The organism is Saccharopolyspora shandongensis, assembly GCF_900106995.1.
Lineage (GTDB): Bacteria > Actinomycetota > Actinomycetes > Mycobacteriales > Pseudonocardiaceae > Saccharopolyspora > Saccharopolyspora shandongensis.
The window spans coordinates 104,902-123,576 of record NZ_FNOK01000006.1 but is presented as its reverse complement, the minus strand read 5'-3'; the positions used below and the strand labels follow the sequence as shown (position 1 = coordinate 123,576).

Sequence of the window (18,675 nt, the reverse complement as noted above, 5' to 3'; positions counted from 1 at the left end):
TCGAGGAGTGGGAATGGTCGGGTCGGTGCGTTTCGATCCGTTGTCACGGCGGGATTTCGGGTTGCTGCGGAGCTGGTTGTCGGCCCCGCACGTGCGGGAGTGGTGGCGCGGTGCGGAGCCGACCGCGGACCTGGTGGAGCAGGAGTACGGGCCGTCCGTGGACGGGGTGGATCCGGCACGCTGCTTCGTGATCAACGTGGCGGGCGAGCGGGTCGGGATGGTCCAGTGCTACCGGATGGCGGACGAACCGGAGTGGGACGCGCTCGTGGGGATCCCGGCGGCGGCCGGGGTCGACTACCTGATCGGGATGCCCGGCCGGTGCGGGCTCGGGATCGGCTCGTCGGCGATCGGGGCGTTCACGGGTCTGGTGTTCGGCCTCTACGACGACGTCGAGGCGATCGTCGCGGTGCCGCAGGCGGACAACCAGGCGTCCCGGCGGGCGCTGGAGCGGGCGGGGTTCGAACTGGTCGAGGAGCGTGATCTGGAGTCCGATGATCCGTCGGACGCGGGTGTCAGCGCGATCTACGAGTTCCGCCGCTGAGCGGGCGATCCACTGTGGATGCGCGGTTCAGCATGCGATGCCGGACGATCGCAGGTGCCGGCGCACCACGTCCCAGTGCGGATCGGTCGGTTCGGGCCCCCTTGCCCCGACGCCGATGTCCTTGAACCCGCTGGAGGTGGCGATGCACACCACTGGGCCGTCGAACTCCTCCTGGTCGCGTACCTGGCGGAAGCCGGCCAGCCCGGCGGCCGCGGACATCTCGTACCACAGGCCCGCGCGGGCCAGATCGTGTTGCGCCCGCGCCATTTCCGCGTCGTCCACCAGCAGTGCGCGCCCGTCGCTGGCCTGGATCGCCGCCACCGGTCGGTAGCCGCTGACCTTGGAGTTGATCGCGTAGGCGGCGGTCTGAGCGACTTCGACCTCCGCCGCCGGGCGTCCTTCGGCGAGGGAGTGGGCCAGCGGACCGCCTGCGGCGGCCTCGCAGGCGAACATCCGCGGCGTCGTCGTCGCTACGCCGAGGCGTACGAGCTCGGCGAATCCCTTCCACACGCCGAAGAGCAGCTCGCCGTACCCGGTGGGCGCGAACACCGCTGCGGGAACCCCGAGTTCGATGAAGATCTCGTACGCGATGGTTTTGTAGCCCTCGGGGCCGAAGGCGTGGCCGGTGTGCGTCGTCGTGACGTTGCTGACCGGGTGGAAGCCCGTTTCGGCCACGATCCGGCGCAGCAGCGGCCAGCGCGCTTCGGTGGGCACGGTCAGCACGACCGCGCCGTAGGCTCGCAGGAACGACGTGACAGCCGGCGGGGTTTCGGCCGAGGTGAGCACGACGCACTTCAGCCCGGCGCGGGTGGCGTACGCGGCGGCGGATGCGCCGTGGTTCCCCGACGATGCGACGACGATCCCGTCGGCGCCTGTGCCCAGGGCGGCGCTGACCGTGCAGCGGTTCAGCCGGTCCTTGTGGCTCCAGGTGGGGTTTCGCGCTTCGTCCTTGACGAATGCGCCGTCGGCGATCTCCACCAGCGGCGTGCCGCCTTCGGCCAGTCCCGGGGCGGTCAGGGGTGGCAGCAGCGGTGCCCAGCGGTCCAGGCCGGTGCCGGTCGCGTGCTGGAACAGTCCTGGCGGGACCCGGTCGTAGTCGTAGTCGACTTCGACCGGGTAGGCGATCTCGTCGGTGCTCGTGGTGGGGCAGCCGGCGGTCAGCGGCGGCCACAGCGGGTAGGCGATGTCCGGGTTGCCCATCGAGCGCTGGCCGATGGCCAGCGAGAGATCGGTTGCCACGCTGTCAGAGCGTAACGGCCGGTGGGGGAGGGGAGAAGCGCCGGTCAGTCGTAGCCGCGGATCAGATGGCTCTCGTCGTGGTCGTCGTGGTCCGCGGCGGGGGTGGTTTCCACTCGGTCCTGGGCGGGCAGACGGAGTTCTCCGAAGTCCGGGGTGGGGGAGGCGGTTCGCTGCTGCGGGGCGGCGAAGTGGTCGGAGAGCGTCATGCCCGGCTCCTCTCGAAGCGGAAGTTATTGCCTGATGGTGCTTCTCGGGTTGGGAGATCGCATGGCGACCCGCGATCGCTGATCGGAAATCGCCCGGTCGGGACGAGTACATGTAGAATATTAACTTCTATAATGTCAGTGTAGATTGAAATTAAATCTACGATCATGCACATCGACTTACCGTGCACGGGCAAAAACACATAGACCAGCGAGAGTTTCCCCTTGTGGGGGCGGAGATTTGGGTTCTCCGATGCCGCCGGCGAGCTCGGGGCGTCCGGGGAATCGTCGTTTGCCGCTGTGATCGCCATGTGTTCCGTCATCCACGACTGGCAGGTGATCCGCACGCGGTCGGCGTTCTGATCGTGGCATCGGCCACGAGCTCTCCGCCTCGACGACCACCCTGCAATGGGTGTCCAGCGGCCTGGTGCTCAAAGCCGCGGCAGGACTGGCGACCGCCGGGCTCGGCTACCTCGTGACACTGCAACTCCAGCTCGATCTGGGATGGACACCGGCCCAGGCGGCCATCGGGATGCTGCCCCAGGTCGTCGTCCTGATCGCCGGCGGTGCTCTCATCAGCCCTCTGATCACGCGCGTCGGCCTAACCACGGCAGCCGGGCTCAGCGCCGGCGTGGTCGTGTGCGGACTCGCCGTCTACACCGCACTCGGCAGGTTCGGCTACGTCTGGATCGCAGTCGCTCTCGTCCTCGTCGCGGTGGGCATGCGGGTGGTCGGTGTCGTGGCAGGCAACAACGTGATGCGCGGCCTGCCGGAGAACCGCACCACCATCGGAGCCGCGCTCATCGATACCGCCAGCGAAGTGACCATCGGGATCGGCATCGCCCTCAGCGGCACCATCCTGGCGGCGCTCTTCCCGATGCGTTGACTGCGGCCAGCTGGAGTGCGCAGCAGACCGTCGAGTTCCAAGAACGACATGCCCGAGAGGTAATAGCTCGTGCGCTGAGGCGCGAACGCTTCGATTATTCGCACGCCAGTCTTTGTCTTGTGGCACAACGGGTTCCGTGCGGGTGTGGGCGAAGTGCGCCACCTCGCCGTTCAGGTCGTCGATCGCCGCCACGGGCGACGGCGGTTTCGCGAACAGCCGTCGCCGGTGGCGGGGGTGGGGTCAGGCTTTCGGCGTCAGGCGGATTCCGGTGCGGGGGCCGGTGTATTCGCCGTTCTCGACGACGGTTCGGCCGGCTTGGCAGACCCAGGGGATGCCGGCCGGTGGGCGCATCGGGTCCTGGTAGTCGCCGATGTCGGTGACCGCGTCGGCGTCGAAGGCGACCAGGTCGGCGATGTGGCCGGGGGCGATCGTGCCGCGGTCCGGGATGCGGAAGCACCGGGCGGGCAGCGAGGTCATCCGGCGGATGGCTTCGGGGAGGGCCAGGACGCCGCGTTCGCGGGTGTAGCGGCCTAGGACGCGGGGGAAGGTGCCGGTCAGCCGGGGGTGGGGTTTGCCTCCGGTGCCGGGTGGCAGGCCGTCGGAGCCGATCATGGTGTGCGGGTCGGTCATGGCGAGTTCGAGGTCGTCCTCGTGCATGGAGAAGTTGATCATCGCGGCGCGGAGTTGTTCGTCGACCAGGATCTTGATCAGTGCGTCGACGGGTTCGGTGCCGTGGTGGGCGGCGAGTTCGGCGATGGTGCGGCCTTCGTGGCGGTGGCTGGCGGTGGTGGCGATGAGGATGCGGTCCCATGCGGTGCGTTCGCCGATGGTGGCGGCGAGGTCGTCGCGGCCGGTTTTGCTGCGGAGGCGGGCGAGGGTCTGTTCGGCGGTGCCGGCGAGGTACCGGGTGGGGAGTACGGCGGTGAGCATGGTGGAGGACGCGGTGTAGGGGTAGACGTCCTGGACGACGTCGTGGCCGGCGTTGCGGGCTTGGTCGATCTTGTCGAGGGCGGGGCGCATCTTGCCCCAGTTGTCCGGTTTGGTGGCTTTGAGGTGGGACAGGTGGGTGCGTCCCGCGGTGGCGCCGATGTGGAGCGCTTCGTCGATGGATTCGAGCAGGGCGTCGCCTTCGTCGCGCATGTGCGTGACGTAGAGGCCGGTGCCGCCGAGTGCTTCGGCGACGGCGGTGAGTTCGCGGGTGGTGGAGAAGACCGCGGGTGGGTAGATGAGGCCGCTGGAGAGGCCGAAGGCGCCGGCGGTCATGCCTTCGTCGAGGGCGGTGCGCATGGTGCGGAGGGCGTTGTCGTCGGGGGCGGTGTCTGCCATGCCGAGGGCGGCGATGCGGAGGGTGCCGTGGCCGATGAGGGGGCAGTAGTTGGTGACGTAGCCGGCTGCGTCGGTGGCGGCGAAGAGGTCGTGGAAGCCGGTCCAGGTGAAGTCCAGCGGTGGGAAGAGTCGTTGCAGGAAGGTGGCGAGGGTGTCGGCGTTGTGGGTGCTGCGTGGTGCGAGGCTGAAGCCGCAGTTGCCGACGATTTCGGTGGTGACGCCTTGCAGGATCTTGGTGGTGTCGTCGGTGGTGAGCAGCGGGGCGTTGTCGGCGTGGGAGTGGACGTCGATGAAGCCGGGGGCGAGGACGAGTCCGGTGAGGTCGCGGCGGGGTGTGTCGGCGGGGAGGGTGCCGGGGTGTTCGACGGCGGTGATGCGGTCGTCCTGGATGAGGATTTCGGCGGGCCGCAGGGGTGTTCCGGTGCCGTCGGCGAGGAGCGCGCCGGTGAGCAGTTCGGTGGTCACTCGGGCTGCCTTTCGGGTGCGGTGGAATAACGGTGGTCGTGTGATGTTGTCCGGTTCGTCGGTGTCTAGGTCAGGGGTGTGCGGTGCACGGTGAGTACAAGGTTCCCGGCGGGAAGCTGGTCGTGGTCGATCTGGACGTTGTGGACGGCCGGCTGGCGGATGTGCGGTTGAGCGGGGACTTCTTCCTGGAGCCGGATGAGGCTTTGGAGGACATCAACGGTGCGTTGACGGGGGCGCCGGCGGATGCCGATGGTGCTGAGTTGGCGGCGCGGATCCGGGGCGGGTTGCCCGCTGGTGCGCGGTTGGTGGGTTTCGACGCGGAGGCGGTGGGGGTCGCGGTGCGGCGGGCGTTGACGCGTGCGTCGGATTGGGCTGATCACGAGTGGCGGTTGGTCCACGATGGGCCGCAGACGCCGTTGATGCACATGGCGTTGGACCAGGTGCTGGCCGAGGAGGTGGCGGCGGGGCGGCGGGCGCCGACGTTGCGGTTCTGGGAGTGGGCGGCGCCGGCGGTGATCATCGGGAGTTTCCAGTCGGTGCGCAACGAGGTGGACGTGGCTGGTGCGCAGCGGCATGGGGTGGAGGTGGTGCGGCGGATCACCGGTGGTGGGGCGATGTTCGTGGAGCCGGGGAACACGGTGACGTATTCGCTTTATGCGCCGGGTTCGCTGGTGGCGGGGATGACGTTCGCGGAGTCGTACGCGTTCTTGGACGACTGGGTGCTGGGTGTGTTGCGGGAGTTGGGGTTGAACGTGTGGTACCAGCCGTTGAACGACATCGCGTCGGATGGCGGGAAGATCGGTGGTGCGGCGCAGAAGCGGTTGGTGTCGGGTGCGGTGCTGCACCACGTGACGATGTCTTACAGCATCGATGCGGACAAGATGGGTGAGGTGTTGCGGGTGGGGAAGGAGAAGTTGTCGGACAAGGGGATCACGAGCGCGAAGAAGCGGGTGGATCCGTTGCGGCGGCAGACGGGGTTGGCTCGTGAGGTGATCATCGAGCGGTTGATCGAGGGGTTCCGCCGGCGGTTCGGGTTGTCCGATGGTCCGGTGTCGGAGGGCGAGCGGCAGCGGGCGCGCGAGTTGGTGGAGTCGAAGTTCGCGACGCGGGAGTGGTTGCTGCGGGTGCCGTGACCGGGTCAGGTGAGCAGGCCGGGTACGCCGGGGGTGGTTCGGCGGCGGCGTAGCCAGATCTTGCGGGTTCCGTCGGCGTAGAGGAGTACGCGGGACAGTTCCCAGCCGGAGAATTCGGCGTGGATGCTGAGTTGGGTCGCTGCGCTCCAGCGGGTGACGCCTGGTGGGAGGCGCAGCGGTTGGTATTCCCAGTCTGTTTCGGTGTCGGTTCCTTCTGCGTTCACGCTCTCACCACCTGGTAGCCGGCGCCGTTGGCGGAGGCGATGTAGACGTCTCCGGTGTCTGGGTCGACTGCGACTGCGTTGGGTTGGCTGATGGTGGGCAGCCGGTGGCGTTCCTGGGGTTCGCCGCCGGCGATGTCGTAGCCGACGAGTTCGTTGGTTGCGGTCAGCGTGACCCAGGCTAGATCGCGGGTGGGGTCGTAGGCGAGGCCGTAGGGGGCGCCGGGCACGGGGTAGCGCTGTTTCATGATCAGCGGGTCGGTGCTGAAGGCGAGGAGTTCTTGGCCTCGGGTGTCGATGGTGAGGATGCGGCCGTAGCGGTCGGTGACGGCGTTGGTGGCGCCTTGTCCGGCGCGGAGGCCGGCGCCTTTGGTGCCGGTTGCGGGGTCGATGGGGGTGATCGCGGTGGTGAGGCGGTCTAGGACCGCGATGCCGTCGCGGGTGGGCAGCAGTTGCGCGGGGCCCTGGAATTTCTCGGTGGTGGCGGTGGGGTTGCCGTTGTGGAGGACGGTGACGGTGCCGCTGTCGCGGAGGATGACGGCGGTTCGGTTGCCGTCGAGGTCGATGGCGTCGATCGGGCCGCCGGGGACCTGGGTGGGTTGTGCGGTGGCGGTGCGCAGGTCGACGCGGCTGATGAGGTTGGCGTCGGGGAGTGCGGCGGTGAGTCGGCCGCGTTCGGCGCGCAGGGCGGCGGGGGCGCTGGGGAGCGTGAGGTTGCGCTGGGTGTTGGTGCGCGTGTCCACCAGGGTGAGCTGGGGGCCGCTGGCGAGCACGAGGGTGTGGGTGTCGCGGTCGTAGGCGGCGAGCTGCACGGGGGGTGCGGGGTGGACGGTCCCTGCCGGTGGGGCGGTTGCCGGTGGCGCGGTGGCGGGTGTGGCGGCCGTCAGGGTGTCGGTGACCTGGAGGGGGTCGCTGGTGGTGTCCATTCCGCAGCCGGTGAGCAGGGTTGCGGAGAGGCAGATGATGGCCAGCCGACGCAACGGGGGTCCTCCTTGGTGCCGCGTGCCCCGCGGGTTGCGGTGCGTGTTGCTGGCTCCAGCATCCCTGATTCGGTCGGTCGGGTGGTGGTTGGCCCGGGGTGTCAGGGCTGGGCGGGGTAGCTCTGTTCGGGTGCGCTGATGTCGTCGAGGGCGGCGCGGATGGCTGGGGGGAGGGTGAGGTCTTCGGCGTCGAGGGCGGTTTTGAGCTGGTTGTTGGTGCGGGCGCCGAGGATGGGGGCGGTGACGCCGGGGCGGTCGCGGACCCAGGCGAGGGCGACGTGGACGGGTGAGGTGCCGAGGCCTTCGGCGGCGGTGAGGACGGCGTGGACGATGCGGGCGGCGCGTTCGGTGCGGTGGTGTTCGACGTAGCTGGCGAGGTGGCTGGTGGCGCCGCGGGAGTCGGGTGGGGTGGCGTTGCGGTACTTGCCGGTGAGGACGCCGCGGCCGAGTGGTGCCCAGGCGAGGAGGCCGAGGCCGTGGTGGGTGGCGGCGGGGCTGACTTCGCGTTCGATGCCGCGTTCGAGGAGCGAGTACTCGGCTTGGTTGGCGATGAGGGGGGTGCGGGTGGGGTGGGCGTTTTGGTGGGTGGCGGCGGTGGCGAGTTGCCAGCCCGCGTAGTTGGAGATGCCGGCGTAGCGGACGCGGCCGCTGGTGACGGCGGTGTCGATGGCGGAGAGGGTTTCGTCGAGGGGGACGGCGGGGTCCCAGGCGTGGAGTTGCCAGAGGTCGACGTGGTCGGTGCGGAGGCGGCGCAGTGAGCCGTCGAGGGCGGTGAGGAGGGCGCCGCGGGAGGCGCCGCCGCCGAAGGGGCCGGGTGTGCGGCGGGCGACGGCTTTGGTGGCGAGGACGATTTCGTCGCGGGGGAGTTGGGTGGTGAGGAGGTCGCCGAGGATTTCTTCGGTGTGGCCGTCCTGGTAGACGTCGGCGGTGTCGACGAGGGTGCCGCCGGCTTCGTGGAAGGTGGACAGTTGCTCGGCGGCTTCGTCGGCGTCGGTGTCGAGTCCCCAGGTCATGGTGCCGAGGGCGAGTCGGGAGACGCGGAGGCCGCTGCGGCCGAGTTGTCGGTGTTCCACGGTGGGTGAGGGTATTGCCTGTGGCGGTCGTGGGCGGTGAGGCTGCTGCGGCGGGTCTGGTTCTGGGTGTTCCGGATCACAGTTCGGGGCGTGGTGCCGGTGGGTGCCGGGTTTGTTCGTTGCTCGCTGTGATCAGTCGTTCCCTGACCTGGTGGGATGTGGTTCCCCGGGGTGGGGGTGGGCGGTTGGTGGGAATGCTGCAAGATTTGGGCTTCGGGCTCGGCGGCCGGTGGCCGGTGGGCGCACAAGAGTTTCCGCGATCGTGCTGGAGTGGGTTTCGTTGTCGTGGTTGCAGACCATGGTGTTGGCCGTGGTCCAGGGGCTCACGGAGTTCCTTCCGATTTCTTCGTCCGGTCATCTGTCGATCGTGTCGAAGCTGTTCTTCGGTGACGATGCTGGTGCGTCGTTCACGGCGGTGACGCAGATCGGTACCGAGCTGGCGGTGGTGATCTTCTTCTTGAAGGACATCGTCCGGCTGGTGGGCGTGTGGTTCCGGGGTTTGGTGAACGCCGAGGTTCGGCGGACGCAGGACTACCGGCTGGCGTGGTACGTGATCATCGGTAGTTTGCCGATCGGTGTGCTGGGTTTCCTGTTCCAGGACTTCATCAGGTCGACGTTCCGGAGCCTGTGGATCACGGGTACGACGTTGATCGTGTTCGGTGTGCTGATGGGGTTGGCGGAGCGGTTCGGTCAGCAGCGGCGGTCGCAGGACCGGTTGCGGCTCAGCGATGGCGTGGTGATGGGTTTCGCGCAGGCGTTGGCGTTGATCCCGGGTGTGTCGCGGTCGGGCGGCACGATCACGGCCGGTCTGTCGTTGGGGCTGGATCGGCCGACGGCGGTGCGGTTCTCGTTCTTGCTGGCGATTCCGGCGGTGTTCGCGGCGGGGTTGTCGGAGATCCCGCACGTGTTCGAGCCGAGCCCGTACGGGCTGCAGCCGACGACGGCGCAGATGATCGTGGCGACGGTGGTGGCCGGGGTGATCGGGTATGCGGTGATCGCCTGGCTGCTGCGGTTCGTGGAGCGGCACAGCGTGTACTTGTTCGTGTGGTACCGGATCGCGTTGGGTTTGCTGGTGTTCGGGTTGTTGGGTTTCGGCGTCATGCAGCCGTGATCCGGTGATAGGGGAACGCGGTCGGCACCGTCGGGTGCCGGCCGCGTTTTCGTTTGCCGGGGGTTGTGGTGGGTGGCGCGGGGGTGGGGCCTACAGTCGGCGGGCGTGGCGACTCTCATCCTGTTGCGGCATGCGCGGTCGGCGGCCAATGGTGCCGGTACGTTGGCGGGGCGTTCGCCCGGCGTCGGGTTGGACGAGACGGGGGTGGGCCAGGCGGCCGGGTTGGTGGACCGGTTGGCGGGGGTGCCGCTGGCCGGGATCGTGGTGTCGCCGTTGCAGCGGTGCCGGGAGACCGTGGCGGGGTTGGCCGCGCAGCGCGGGCTTTCGCCGCTGGTGGAGCCGGATCTGGCCGAGGTCGACTACGGCGACTGGACCGGGCGGAAGATCACCGAGTTGACCGCGGAGCCGCTGTGGAAGGTCGTGCAGCAGCATCCGTCGGCGGCGGTGTTCCCGGGCGGCGAGGGATTGGCGCAGGTGCAGGCGCGGTCGGTGGCCGCGGTGCGGGCGCACGATCGCCGGTTCGGCCCGGATGCGGTGTGGTTGGCGTGCACCCACGGCGATGTGATCAAGTCGGTGCTGGCGGATGCGCTGGGGCTGCACCTGGACGGGTTCCAGCGGATCGTGGTGGACCCGTGCTCGGTGAGCGTGGTGCGCTACACCGAGACGAGGCCGTTCGTGCTGAAGGTCAACGACACCGGCGGCGACGTGTCGGGATTGGTGCCGCCGGTGGACGCGGCGAAGTCGGATGCGGTCGTGGGCGGGACGACGGGCTCGCCGGATCGCTGAGCCGCGCTAGTTGCGCAGTGCCACGAGGTGGCAGCGGGCGTCGGCGGGCAGGAAGCGCTGGGTGCCGCCGGTGAAGCGGACGAGGACCTGCTCGTTGGCGGCCGGGGTGACCTGGTCGACGATGCCGACGGGCCCGATCGGGCCGTAGATGCGGATCGCGTCGCCGGGGAGCAGTTCGTCGGCGTAGACCTGTTCGAGGTTGGTGGCGGCCGAGGCGGGCCGGATCCAGCGGGTGGTGGCGAACCAGAGCACGTAGGCGGCTGCGGGCAGGACCAGCGGCAGCCAGGTGTTGAGGTCGATGAGGGCGAGGCCGAGTGCGGCGCCGGCGAGCGCGGCCCACAGCCCGGAACTGATCGGGCGGGTGCCCAGCTGAAGCCAGCCGGTGGTGCGGATCGTGCCGTCGGGCTGGTGGCCGCGGGGCGGCGGCGGGACGTGGTCGAGGTCCGCCTCGTCGCCGTCGGCGTCGTCGCGGGTGTGGTGCGAGGTGATCTTGCCCAGCGGCTCGCGGGCGGTGTCTTCGAGCTGCACCCGGGGGATTTCGGTGGTGACGGCCACCAGCTCCGGGTCGTCGGTGTTGGCCTGCGCCTGGTTGTCCGTGTCGGCCGGCTCCGGGGCGTCGGTGTTGGTGACGGCGACCAAAGTCGGGTCGTCGGTGTTGGCGACGGCTCGCGCCGCCGGGTTGTCGGTGGGCGAGGTCGCCAGCGGCTGGTCGAAGTCGGCGTTCTCGGGGTTGAGCAGGGTGCGCAGCATCGTGATCTCCATGCCGCGGCGTTGTCCGCATTGCTGGCAGGCCATCGCCACACCGGTGGGCGCGGTGTGGTCGGCGATGGTGGTCAGCGGGCCGTGCCCGTGGGGGCATTGCGGGGCGTAGGGGCCGTTTTCCAGGATGCGCAGGGCGCTGGCGTGGTGGCGGTCGGTTTCGCGGCTGTTCTCGTTCACCATTGCGTGGTCCACCTCAGCTTGCCGTGGTCGTCGCGTTCGCAGCTGGCGGCGGCGCCCGAGGAGGTGCGGCCGACATCGCCTTCGCGGGAGCAGCGCTCGCCTTCGGTGACCTCCGGGACCCAGCCGTCCTCGTCGCCGGTGGAGGTGGTTGAGGTGGTGGGCCGGCCGCGGTCCCGGCCCGGCGGGGTGGGACCGCGGGTGGGCTGGGCTGGGGGAGTGGTCGTGGTGACCGGTGCCGCCGTGGTGGTGGTCGCTTTCCGGCTGCTGCTGGTCGTCGGCGACGAGACCGGTTCTGCCTCGGCGGTTTCCGCGGCCGAGGCGGTCGTGGTGACCGGTGCCGTGGTGGTGGTCGGCGCGACGTAGTCGACGGGGGTGCGCGGGGGAGGCGTGGTAGCGAGGTCCTGGCCGCCGGCGGGCAGCGCGCTGAGGGCGCCGGCGCCGGTCGCGGTCAGCAGCGCGACCGCGGGCAGCAGGCGTGCCGCCAGCGGGGTCCGCCACCACCAGCGGCGCAACGGGTCGGGGTGCTCGGCGGGCAACTGGTCTCCGTTCGTGTTCTGCCGGTTGTTGTCCTGTCCCCGACCCCGGCCGGCGAATCGTAGCGAATTCGTCATGGATTCGTGTCGGAATTTCCACGCGCCCGGCGGGTTCCCGGCCGGTTGCCGGAGCGTACGCACCACACGAGCACCCGCCTGTGATCTCCATCGCAGCGCACGCGAGATGCGGCGGGGTCAACTGGAAACGCATGCGCGGACACGAAGAGTCGCTGCCAGTGGTGTCTGATGTGGACTGTCCGAAACGGACCGGCGCCCGATGTGGAGAGGTCTGCGCGACCGGCTGCCTTCAGTCGGCCTTAAGGAAGGGTTATGTCCGGCCCTGTCGGGTCACGCCGACATGCGCTGTTGCGCTTCCTGCGTCGCCGCGACGTCCTTGCGCAGCTCGTCCAGGGACAGCCCCACCGCGTCCGCGACCGCCGCGACGGTGAAGAACGCAGGGGTGGGGATCCGGCCCTTCTCGATCTTGCGGAGGGTTTCCGTGGAAATCCCGGACGCGGCGGCGACCTCGACCATGCTGCGCGCGCCGCGGGCCTCCCGCAGCGCCTGGCCGAGCAGTTCGCCCCGTTGCCGTTCTTGCTCGTTCAGCGGCACACGCACCATGGCCGTGATGCTAATATCGGTATAGTTATATGTCGAGCACTCGCTCGGCGCACGGTCCGACACGGATGTTCCTCAAGTCCCGACTTTGCCGTGGCCGTGTTCGATGAATGACCACGTGTGGCGGGTTGGCCATGCGCAGCGTCCAGGACGCGTCACAGACCGCGACAAGCGTCTCCGGTCAGGGCTCGGCGAAAGGGCTCATCGAGGCCCATTGATTTGTTCACGGGTGAAACTTTCGGTGGACTTCAAACCGATTCGAAAGAGCCATTCTTCGAGGCCCATGTCGGGAAATGCCCGGTTGCTGGCGGAGCCAACACCAACCCCGCGCACGCCGCCGGCAAGCGCACCGAAGAGAACGTCACGCCCAGTGGTGCCCGGCTCCCGGCTGCCGTTCGCGATTCCAGCTGCCGACTGTGCGGCGGAGCCGGACGCGCCCTTGGCGATGTCGCGCACGCTTTCGTGAAAGACGATCGACTGCCAGGGCTTGGCGGTGCCGAAGGAGTCCCGCCAGTCGTTGTGCCGCCACACCTCTCGCAGCTTGTCGTCGAAGGTGCCATGCATGTTGAACTGGATCGCCGCGGCCCTGACTTCGTTCGACGCGGCCAGCATCCGCCGCAGCTCGTTGACAACGTCCTCGGCCTGCTCAACCTCGCGAAGCGCCACTCCCGCCGAGTCACGTGCCGTGTCGAGTGCCTGCACCGCCCGGTCGTACCGTTCACGCAATGCGGTCACCTGTTGGGTGGCGGCATGGTGCTCCGCTCTGGCCTCCCGGACGAAAGTCTCCGCATCGTCCTGCCAGCGCTGGTTTCCCGATCGCTGGTAGACGGCGAGGAGGCTTTCCGCACGCCACAGTCGCTGTTCGGCGTGGTCGACGCGGCTCCGCGCTGCCTGCAACGCCGTGTGGGCTTCTGCCCCGCTGGTTTCCGCGCCCTGCAGCGCAGATTGTGCGTCGGAGAGCTTCTCGCGGGCGTCGGAGGCACGTTGGTGCGCGGCGTCCGCCTCGCCGATGAGGTGGCGGTGTTCGCGCGGGTTTCCCCGCAAGCCGAGCTCGCGGGCGTTGGCCCGAGCATCATCGAGCCTCCAGATCGCCTGTTCTCGGGGTGCATCGGGGCGCGGGACGAGAGAGTTCGGCTCCGGCGGCGTTGTCCGCCGACCCGGCGAGTTCCACCGCAGCGATTGCACAGCGGCGTCGATCTGACCGCTGAAAGGCACGAAAGCGGGCCGCCCGTCCGGCCCGCGCAAGATCTCGCCCGAGCTGTCGAGCTTCCTTTTCAGTCCACTTGCGCTTACTCCGCCGAAGACGCCGCCGACGCCGAAGCTGATCGCCGCGTTGGTGAACAGATGCTCCGGGTTGATGTCCTTGCCTGTGATCCCCGTCGCCGTGCTGCTGGCGGCGATGTCGATGACGAAGTCGCGGAAACCCTCGACCAGCGCGCGACCATAGCCGAAGCTGAAGCTCTCTCCCCGCCAGCTCGCCGCCGCCAGCCGCTGAACGGCGGCCCGTACCGAGGCGAGCCAACGGGCGAGTGTGGCGAGTATCTGGGCGAGCAGGGCAAGCATGCGGTTCGACTGCGCGACCAGCGTCGCGATGTATGCTTCCGCAGTCGCAATCAGCGCCGGAAAGAATGCCGCCGCGGCAATGTAGGCGACCAGTGCCGCGATCTGAATTCCGATTTCTTTGAGAATCTCCGAAATCTGTTTTTGCTGCTGCGCGTGTTGACCCAGTGCTTGCGCCATTTCTTCGCAGAAGGTGGACAGCGCGTCGATGCGCCCGGTGAGGCCGTCGGTCGCGTCGTGAAAGGCGTCCGCTGCGGGGCCGGTCCAGCCGCCGCCGGTCTGCGAATGGGCAAGCCGGGACTGAAGGTCCGCCTCGTGGCTGCGCAGGGCTGCGGCGAGCGTGCTCCAGGCCTGCGCCTGCGCTCCGAGCGCGGCGGGGTCGCCGGTCTTCGCCGCCGCGTCGTAGGTCATGAACCCTCTCCGTTGACCGCGTTCTGCTCGCCTTCCGAACTCATTGACCGAGGCCCAGTCGGGTAGCGGCTTGCTCGGCATGGTTCTCGGCCGACCGGTAATCCGAGGCCTGCCGATCCAGCGCGTCCGCGTGCTTCAGCAGCTCGTCCGCCTGCCCGCGCACCCCATCGAGGACGGCCTGCACGACCGCCCAGGTCTGCGCTGTGGCCTCGTCGGATTCGGGCAGGTTCCCGTATCCGTTTCCCTGGAAGCCGCCTGCGAACTGATCGCCCGAACTGCGCATACCTTCGGCTACGTCGCGGAGAGCCTTCGCTGTTCTCGCAATGTGTCCGGAGTCCACCGAAACGCGGTCCAATGTGCTGCCTCCTCATACGCGCCGCGGTCTATCGACTGCCACACCCGAAAAGGCTCCTGGAGAAGATCGTCGTGGCGCAAGCGAAAGGAAGAATGGGTGATTGTCCTAACATTCCCGCTGACGGTCGTCGTCAATTGTTCAGCTTCTGTAAAGCAGCAATAAACCCGGCAGTTGCGGAATGTGTCTTGCGGAGATTGGCTGAGTGAGCCCTTCCGGGTAGCGGTTCGTCGCTGGGGTGATCATGTTGCCGGTGTCGAGCGAGAACATGCCGACGCGACGGATCCCCACCTGATCAACAGCCGGAGCCCTCATCGCCGCCGAACGGCGGACTACCAGCGGCTCAACGGTGTCAGGTGTCGACCGGTTCGGTGGCGAACCGGGCGGTCCGTGGGTCGCGTTCGGTGCCGAAACCCACGACCTGCAAACCGTGCTCGCCCTCGTGGCAGCCGACGTCGGCCCCGCGCTGGTCCCAGCCACCGCTGCCCGCCACGCCGCCCGACATCACCTTCACCGCACTGCACGACCCCGAGGCGACTTGGGACGACAGACTGTGGCGTCGGTCTGCTCACGCAGGATGTCGCTGTGGCCGGCGTGGCGCAGAGATCCCGCTGGGCTCAGCCCTACCTCGCCAGACGACACGAATCCGTCCCGGTAGCCAGACGCCCACCTGCGGTCGATAACGACAGCGAGCAAGCCCCTGAGACGTTGCAGCTGCCCTCGCTCCCCGGTGGCTCGGATATGCCTGCCCGTGCCCGGTTTCGCATCCCTTGCTACATTCCCATGACCAGTATCGGTATAGTTATTGGGTCCAGTGGTGTGGGGGAGACGCACGTGATCGAGCTGAAGACGACCGCCGAGATCGACGCGCTGCGCGAAGCGGGCCGCATCGTCGCCCGAGCGCTGCACGCCGTCCGCAAGCACGCCACCATCGGCACCACGCTGCGAGAGCTCGACGAACTCGCGCATACCACGATCACCGACGCCGGCGCACAACCGGTGTTCCTCGGCTACCGGCCCACCTGGGCGCCCACCCCGTTCCCCGGCACCATCTGCGCCTCGGTCAACGACGCGATCGTGCACGGCATCCCCAACGGGCAGCGGCTCGCCGACGGTGACCTCGTCAGCATCGACTGCGGCGCCCGCCTGCAGGGCTGGGTCGGCGACGCCGCCATCACCTTCAGCGTCGGCACCGCCCGCCCCGAAGACACCCTGCTGGCCGAAACCACCGCGCAAGCCCTCGCCGACGGCATCGCCGCCGCCCAGCCCGGCGCCCGCATCGGCGACATCTCCCGCGCCATCGGCGTCGTCGGCCGCAGCGCCGGCTACGGCATCCCCGACCCCCTCGGCGGCCACGGCGTCGGCCGCGACATGCACGAAGCCCCGTTCGTGCCCAACGACGGCCCCGCCGGCCGCGGTACCCCGCTGCGCCCCGGCCTGGTCCTGGCCATCGAGCCGATGTTCCTCGCCGGTGGCCGCGACGACATCCGCACCGCCGACGACGGCTGGACCGTGCTCACCGACGACGGCAGCCGCGCCGCCCACGTCGAGCACACCATCGCCATCACCGACGACGGCCCACGCGTGCTCACCCTGCCCTGACACCCGGGAACACCGCCCGGGCGGGGCGCGTTTCCCGAGCCGCCCCAGAAACGCGCCCCGGCAAATACGGTGGCACGGCGCGAATTGCGGCGAACACCCGATGCCGGACGCAATTCCAACCGACCCGAACACCTTTTGCCCGGAATAGGCGAAAACGGTGATGATCAACGCCACATGCCGACGCCGGAACGGATCCGGATACTGGACGGTGAGCTCAGCGCACAACGCGCACGCCCAGTACGAGGGATCATGAAAAAGCACTTCGCGTTCATCAGCATGCCCGCCGCCGGTCACATCAACCCCACCCTGCCCCTGGTGACCGAACTGCTGCGCCGCGGCCACCGGGTCAGCTACGCCACCGGCCCGAACATGATCGCGGCCGTCGAATCCACCGGCGCCGACGTCGTCGAACTGCCCACCGACGTGCCGGAACTACCGCCCCAGTCGCAATCCGTCCCGCCGCCGGTGGCGAGGCTGATGCAGTTCTTCATCGACGACATCGAGAACAGCTTCCCGCCGCTGCGCGAACACTTCCGCGCCGACCCGCCGGACGCCGTCTGCGCCGACATCATGAGCCCCATCGGGCGCATGCTCGCCGACGATCTCGGCATCCCGCTGATCGCACTGGTGCCCAGCTTCGCCGCCAACGAGAAATTCTCGCTGCTCGACATCGTCGCCAAGGACAACCCCGCATTCTCCCCGGAGGCGTTCGCCGAATTCGGCCAGCGGATCCAGCAGATCGGCGCCCAGTTCGGCGTCCGCGCCCAACTGCCCTTCGGCGCGCCGCCGGCCGCGCTCAACCTGGTGTTCCTGCCCCGGGAATTCCAGCTCGCCGCCGACACCTTCGACGAGCGGTTCCACTTCATCGGCCCGCTGCTCGGCGACCGCCACGACCAGCCCTGGCAGCCCCGCGACGCAGGCGCCCCGCTGCTGTTCATCTCCCTGGGCACCGCGTTCAACAACCGCCCGGAGTTCTACCGGATGTGCTTCGAGGCGTTCGCCGACAGCCCCTGGCAGGTCGCCATGTCCACCGGGCAGCACGTCGACCCCGCCGGCCTCGGTGAAATCCCCGCCAACTTCGACGTGCGCGCCTCGTTCCCGCAGCCCGCAGTCCTGCGCCACGCCACCGCCTTCCTCTCCCACACCGGCATGAACTCCACCATGGAATCCCTGCACGCCGGGGTGCCGCTGGTGGCCGTGCCGCAAATGCCCGAACAAGCCGCCAACGCCGCCCGCGCCGAAGAACTCGGCCTCGGCCGCCGCCTCGACCCCGACACCGTCACCGCCGCCGAACTGCGCACCGCGGTCGACGACATCGCCACCGACGAACAGGTCCGCGCCAACCTCCAGCGGATGCGCCAGATCATCCACGACTGCGGCGGAGCCACCGCCGGAGCCGACGCCCTCGAAGCCCACCTGAACTGACCCGGTACGCCGCCGTCGGGCATCCCCACCGGAGATGCCCGACGGCGGCCCGGCCACGATGTGCGCCAGGCGGAACTTCCGCCTACCGGCGCCCGCCGAACTGCCACGTGTGCACCTCGACGTCCGCGTAGCGGCTCGCATCGAGGATGCCGCGCGCCTGGACCGGGTCCTGCGCCCGGACCAGCGCCGCCGTCCCCAGCCAGTCACCGCCGTCGTCGGACAGCAGCGGCCCGTACGCGATCAGGTCGTCCCGGTCCCGCGGCACATCGAGATCCACCGGCTGCCCCGCGCCGAAACCGAGCACCAGGTACCGGTTGCCGCCGCTGCTGCCGCCGGGGAAGTCCCACATCGTGCGCCCCAGCGCGTTGCGCCAGCGCCGCAGCAGCACATCCCGGTACGCCCCGGCCTGGTAACTCGGCTCGTCGAAGGCGAACGCGCGCGCGGCAGCGGGATCGGGCAGGTCGACGATGTGCACGCTGCCGGTCGGCGTGTCGCCGTCGAGGGTCGGCCCCCGGGCGATCATCACGTCCGCGAACCGGTCCATGTAGGACCAGTGCGCTTCCAGCAGCGCCTCGCGCAGCGGCAGGGACCCGGGCCGGTCGCGGTGATAGCAGAAGAACTCCATGCCCACAGTCTTCACCGCGCGCGCTCAGCCGTGATCACGACTCCGGCGCATCACCCTCCGCGGCCGGTCGCGCCTGGTGGTAGATCACGTTGCCGCCCTGCACCGCGAACTGCGTGGCCCCGTCGCGGGCGATGTTGGTCTGCGTCCAGGAACGCGCGCCGCCGGGAAGTTCCTCCTGAACGCGGTCGACCACCTCGCGCAGCTCGCCCTCGGCATCGGGATGCTCCTCCAGCAACCGGGACAGCCGGCGCGTCCACACCGGAGCCAGCTCCCGCCGCACCTGATCCTGCTCCTCCGGCGACGCCGAGGCGTTCAGCACCTCCGCGTCCTCGTCCAGCTGCGCCTCGACGACCCGCTGCCGATCCTCACCGCCTCGGCTGAACAACCGCGCCACACCATCGCGCGTGCCTTCCCAGGCATCCGTGGCCATCGCGCCGACCACCGCGGTGCCACCCGCGCCCGCCAGCGCGGCGAGAACCTCCGCCAACATCACGAACCCCCTAGCGACCGCACTCACGAAGTGATCGCCAATGTAGCGAAACGACTTCGCCGTGTGAACGTTCGGCGTCATCATGGCGGGATGGCCCGATCACCGGCGGAGATCGACGAACAGCGCGCGTTCGTGCCCGTCACCACTGGATTT

Annotated in this window: 21 protein-coding genes; 7 read left to right on the top strand and 14 right to left on the bottom strand. The window is 69.1% G+C overall.

The window, feature by feature from the left end:
- The first annotated feature begins 13 nt into the window (after positions 1-13).
- Positions 14-541: a GNAT family N-acetyltransferase gene (locus tag BLW84_RS08685; RefSeq protein WP_093263394.1), complete on the top strand. Its 528-nt coding sequence runs from the start codon at positions 14-16 to the stop codon at positions 539-541.
- A gap of 27 nt (positions 542-568) precedes the next feature.
- Here BLW84_RS08685 and BLW84_RS08680 read toward each other — a convergent pair whose 3' ends face one another.
- A complete protein-coding gene (locus tag BLW84_RS08680; protein ID WP_218157243.1) occupies positions 569-1,780 on the bottom strand; it encodes a threonine synthase in 1,212 nt (403 codons plus the stop codon).
- A gap of 44 nt (positions 1,781-1,824) precedes the next feature.
- Positions 1,825-1,986 carry a hypothetical protein gene (locus BLW84_RS47335; protein WP_177226363.1) on the bottom strand — a complete coding sequence of 54 codons (162 nt, stop codon included), beginning with the start codon at positions 1,984-1,986 and terminating at the stop codon, positions 1,825-1,827.
- Positions 1,987-2,395: 409 nt separating this feature from the next.
- On the opposite strand from BLW84_RS47335, the gene BLW84_RS08675 reads away from it, so the two are divergent.
- Entirely contained in the window at positions 2,396-2,869 is a 474-nt protein-coding gene (locus BLW84_RS08675; RefSeq protein WP_425441695.1) for an MFS transporter, read from the top strand.
- A gap of 240 nt (positions 2,870-3,109) precedes the next feature.
- Here the strand turns inward: BLW84_RS08675 and BLW84_RS08670 are convergent, their stop codons facing one another.
- A complete protein-coding gene (locus BLW84_RS08670) occupies positions 3,110-4,660 on the bottom strand; it encodes an N-acyl-D-amino-acid deacylase family protein (protein ID WP_093263392.1) in 1,551 nt (516 codons plus the stop codon).
- An 83-nt stretch (positions 4,661-4,743) separates the two neighbouring features.
- Here BLW84_RS08670 and lplAB point away from each other — a divergent pair, with 83 nt between their 5' ends.
- Positions 4,744-5,793 carry a lipoate-protein ligase LplAB gene (gene lplAB, locus BLW84_RS08665; protein WP_093263389.1) on the top strand — a complete coding sequence of 350 codons (1,050 nt, stop codon included), beginning with the start codon at positions 4,744-4,746 and terminating at the stop codon, positions 5,791-5,793.
- Positions 5,794-5,798: 5 nt separating this feature from the next.
- On the opposite strand, the gene BLW84_RS08660 is transcribed toward lplAB, so the two are convergent.
- The 3 genes from BLW84_RS08660 to BLW84_RS08650 form a co-directional block, all read right to left on the bottom strand.
- Positions 5,799-6,017 carry a DUF5703 family protein gene (locus tag BLW84_RS08660; protein WP_093263387.1) on the bottom strand — a complete coding sequence of 73 codons (219 nt, stop codon included), beginning with the start codon at positions 6,015-6,017 and terminating at the stop codon, positions 5,799-5,801.
- On the bottom strand, positions 6,014-6,994 hold the full coding sequence (locus BLW84_RS08655) for a YncE family protein (RefSeq protein WP_093263384.1): 981 nt from the start codon (positions 6,992-6,994) through the stop codon (positions 6,014-6,016). Before BLW84_RS08655 ends, BLW84_RS08660 begins: the two co-directional genes overlap by 4 nt.
- A 101-nt stretch (positions 6,995-7,095) precedes the next feature.
- A complete protein-coding gene (locus tag BLW84_RS08650; RefSeq protein ID WP_093263382.1) occupies positions 7,096-8,067 on the bottom strand; it encodes an aldo/keto reductase in 972 nt (323 codons plus the stop codon).
- Positions 8,068-8,356: 289 nt separating this feature from the next.
- On the opposite strand from BLW84_RS08650, the gene BLW84_RS08645 reads away from it, so the two are divergent.
- Both BLW84_RS08645 and BLW84_RS08640 read left to right on the top strand, forming a co-directional pair.
- Positions 8,357-9,178, top strand: coding sequence for an undecaprenyl-diphosphate phosphatase (locus BLW84_RS08645; RefSeq protein ID WP_425441700.1), 822 nt, complete (start codon positions 8,357-8,359; stop codon positions 9,176-9,178).
- 105 nt (positions 9,179-9,283) lie between these two features.
- Positions 9,284-9,964, top strand: coding sequence for a histidine phosphatase family protein (locus tag BLW84_RS08640; protein ID WP_093263379.1), 681 nt, complete (start codon positions 9,284-9,286; stop codon positions 9,962-9,964).
- A 6-nt stretch (positions 9,965-9,970) separates the two neighbouring features.
- On the opposite strand, the gene BLW84_RS08635 is transcribed toward BLW84_RS08640, so the two are convergent.
- The 6 genes from BLW84_RS08635 to BLW84_RS47330 form a co-directional block, all read right to left on the bottom strand.
- Positions 9,971-10,906 (bottom strand): hypothetical protein, encoded by a 936-nt coding sequence (locus tag BLW84_RS08635; protein WP_093263377.1) that lies wholly within the window; start codon positions 10,904-10,906, stop codon positions 9,971-9,973.
- Positions 10,900-11,442, bottom strand: a complete 543-nt coding sequence (locus BLW84_RS08630) for a hypothetical protein (protein WP_143060898.1) — start codon at positions 11,440-11,442, stop codon at positions 10,900-10,902. The genes BLW84_RS08635 and BLW84_RS08630 overlap by 7 nt, the downstream gene beginning before the upstream one ends.
- A gap of 345 nt (positions 11,443-11,787) precedes the next feature.
- On the bottom strand, positions 11,788-12,060 hold the full coding sequence (locus tag BLW84_RS08625) for a helix-turn-helix domain-containing protein (protein ID WP_093263373.1): 273 nt from the start codon (positions 12,058-12,060) through the stop codon (positions 11,788-11,790).
- A gap of 198 nt (positions 12,061-12,258) precedes the next feature.
- The gene (locus tag BLW84_RS08620) at positions 12,259-14,028 is read right to left on the bottom strand and encodes a hypothetical protein (RefSeq protein ID WP_093263371.1); all 1,770 of its coding nucleotides are present in this window, start codon (positions 14,026-14,028) and stop codon (positions 12,259-12,261) included.
- 40 nt (positions 14,029-14,068) lie between these two features.
- Positions 14,069-14,383 carry a hypothetical protein gene (locus tag BLW84_RS08615; RefSeq protein ID WP_143060897.1) on the bottom strand — a complete coding sequence of 105 codons (315 nt, stop codon included), beginning with the start codon at positions 14,381-14,383 and terminating at the stop codon, positions 14,069-14,071.
- Between the two features lie 349 nt (positions 14,384-14,732).
- On the bottom strand, positions 14,733-14,885 hold the full coding sequence (locus BLW84_RS47330) for a hypothetical protein (RefSeq protein ID WP_177226362.1): 153 nt from the start codon (positions 14,883-14,885) through the stop codon (positions 14,733-14,735).
- A 329-nt stretch (positions 14,886-15,214) separates the two neighbouring features.
- Here BLW84_RS47330 and map point away from each other — a divergent pair, with 329 nt between their 5' ends.
- Together map and BLW84_RS08605 are read left to right on the top strand one after the other, a co-directional pair.
- Positions 15,215-15,982 (top strand): type I methionyl aminopeptidase, encoded by a 768-nt coding sequence (gene map / locus BLW84_RS08610; RefSeq protein WP_093263367.1) that lies wholly within the window; start codon positions 15,215-15,217, stop codon positions 15,980-15,982.
- A 249-nt stretch (positions 15,983-16,231) separates the two neighbouring features.
- On the top strand, positions 16,232-17,407 hold the full coding sequence (locus tag BLW84_RS08605) for a macrolide family glycosyltransferase (RefSeq protein ID WP_093263365.1): 1,176 nt from the start codon (positions 16,232-16,234) through the stop codon (positions 17,405-17,407).
- 82 nt (positions 17,408-17,489) lie between these two features.
- On the opposite strand, the gene BLW84_RS08600 is transcribed toward BLW84_RS08605, so the two are convergent.
- Positions 17,490-18,032, bottom strand: coding sequence for a YciI family protein (locus BLW84_RS08600; protein ID WP_093263362.1), 543 nt, complete (start codon positions 18,030-18,032; stop codon positions 17,490-17,492).
- Positions 18,033-18,066: 34 nt separating this feature from the next.
- Positions 18,067-18,522, bottom strand: a complete 456-nt coding sequence (locus BLW84_RS08595) for a hypothetical protein (protein ID WP_143060895.1) — start codon at positions 18,520-18,522, stop codon at positions 18,067-18,069.
- Between the last annotated feature and the right edge of the window lie 153 nt (positions 18,523-18,675).

Excerpts from the sequence above, each read along its gene's own strand:
- BLW84_RS08685 (WP_093263394.1), top strand. The coding sequence starts at position 14 with ATGGTCGGGTCGGTGCGTTTCGATCCGTTGTCACGGCGGGATTTCGGG.
- BLW84_RS47335 (WP_177226363.1), bottom strand. The coding sequence starts at position 1,986 with ATGACGCTCTCCGACCACTTCGCCGCCCCGCAGCAGCGAACCGCCTCC.
- BLW84_RS08635 (WP_093263377.1), bottom strand. The coding sequence starts at position 10,906 with ATGGTGAACGAGAACAGCCGCGAAACCGACCGCCACCACGCCAGCGCC.
- BLW84_RS08625 (WP_093263373.1), bottom strand. The coding sequence starts at position 12,060 with ATGGTGCGTGTGCCGCTGAACGAGCAAGAACGGCAACGGGGCGAACTG.
- BLW84_RS08620 (WP_093263371.1), bottom strand. The coding sequence starts at position 14,028 with ATGACCTACGACGCGGCGGCGAAGACCGGCGACCCCGCCGCGCTCGGA.
- BLW84_RS47330 (WP_177226362.1), bottom strand. The coding sequence starts at position 14,885 with ATGTCGGGCGGCGTGGCGGGCAGCGGTGGCTGGGACCAGCGCGGGGCC.
- BLW84_RS08605 (WP_093263365.1), top strand. The coding sequence starts at position 16,232 with ATGAAAAAGCACTTCGCGTTCATCAGCATGCCCGCCGCCGGTCACATC.
- BLW84_RS08600 (WP_093263362.1), bottom strand. The coding sequence starts at position 18,032 with ATGGAGTTCTTCTGCTATCACCGCGACCGGCCCGGGTCCCTGCCGCTG.
- BLW84_RS08595 (WP_143060895.1), bottom strand. The coding sequence starts at position 18,522 with ATGTTGGCGGAGGTTCTCGCCGCGCTGGCGGGCGCGGGTGGCACCGCG.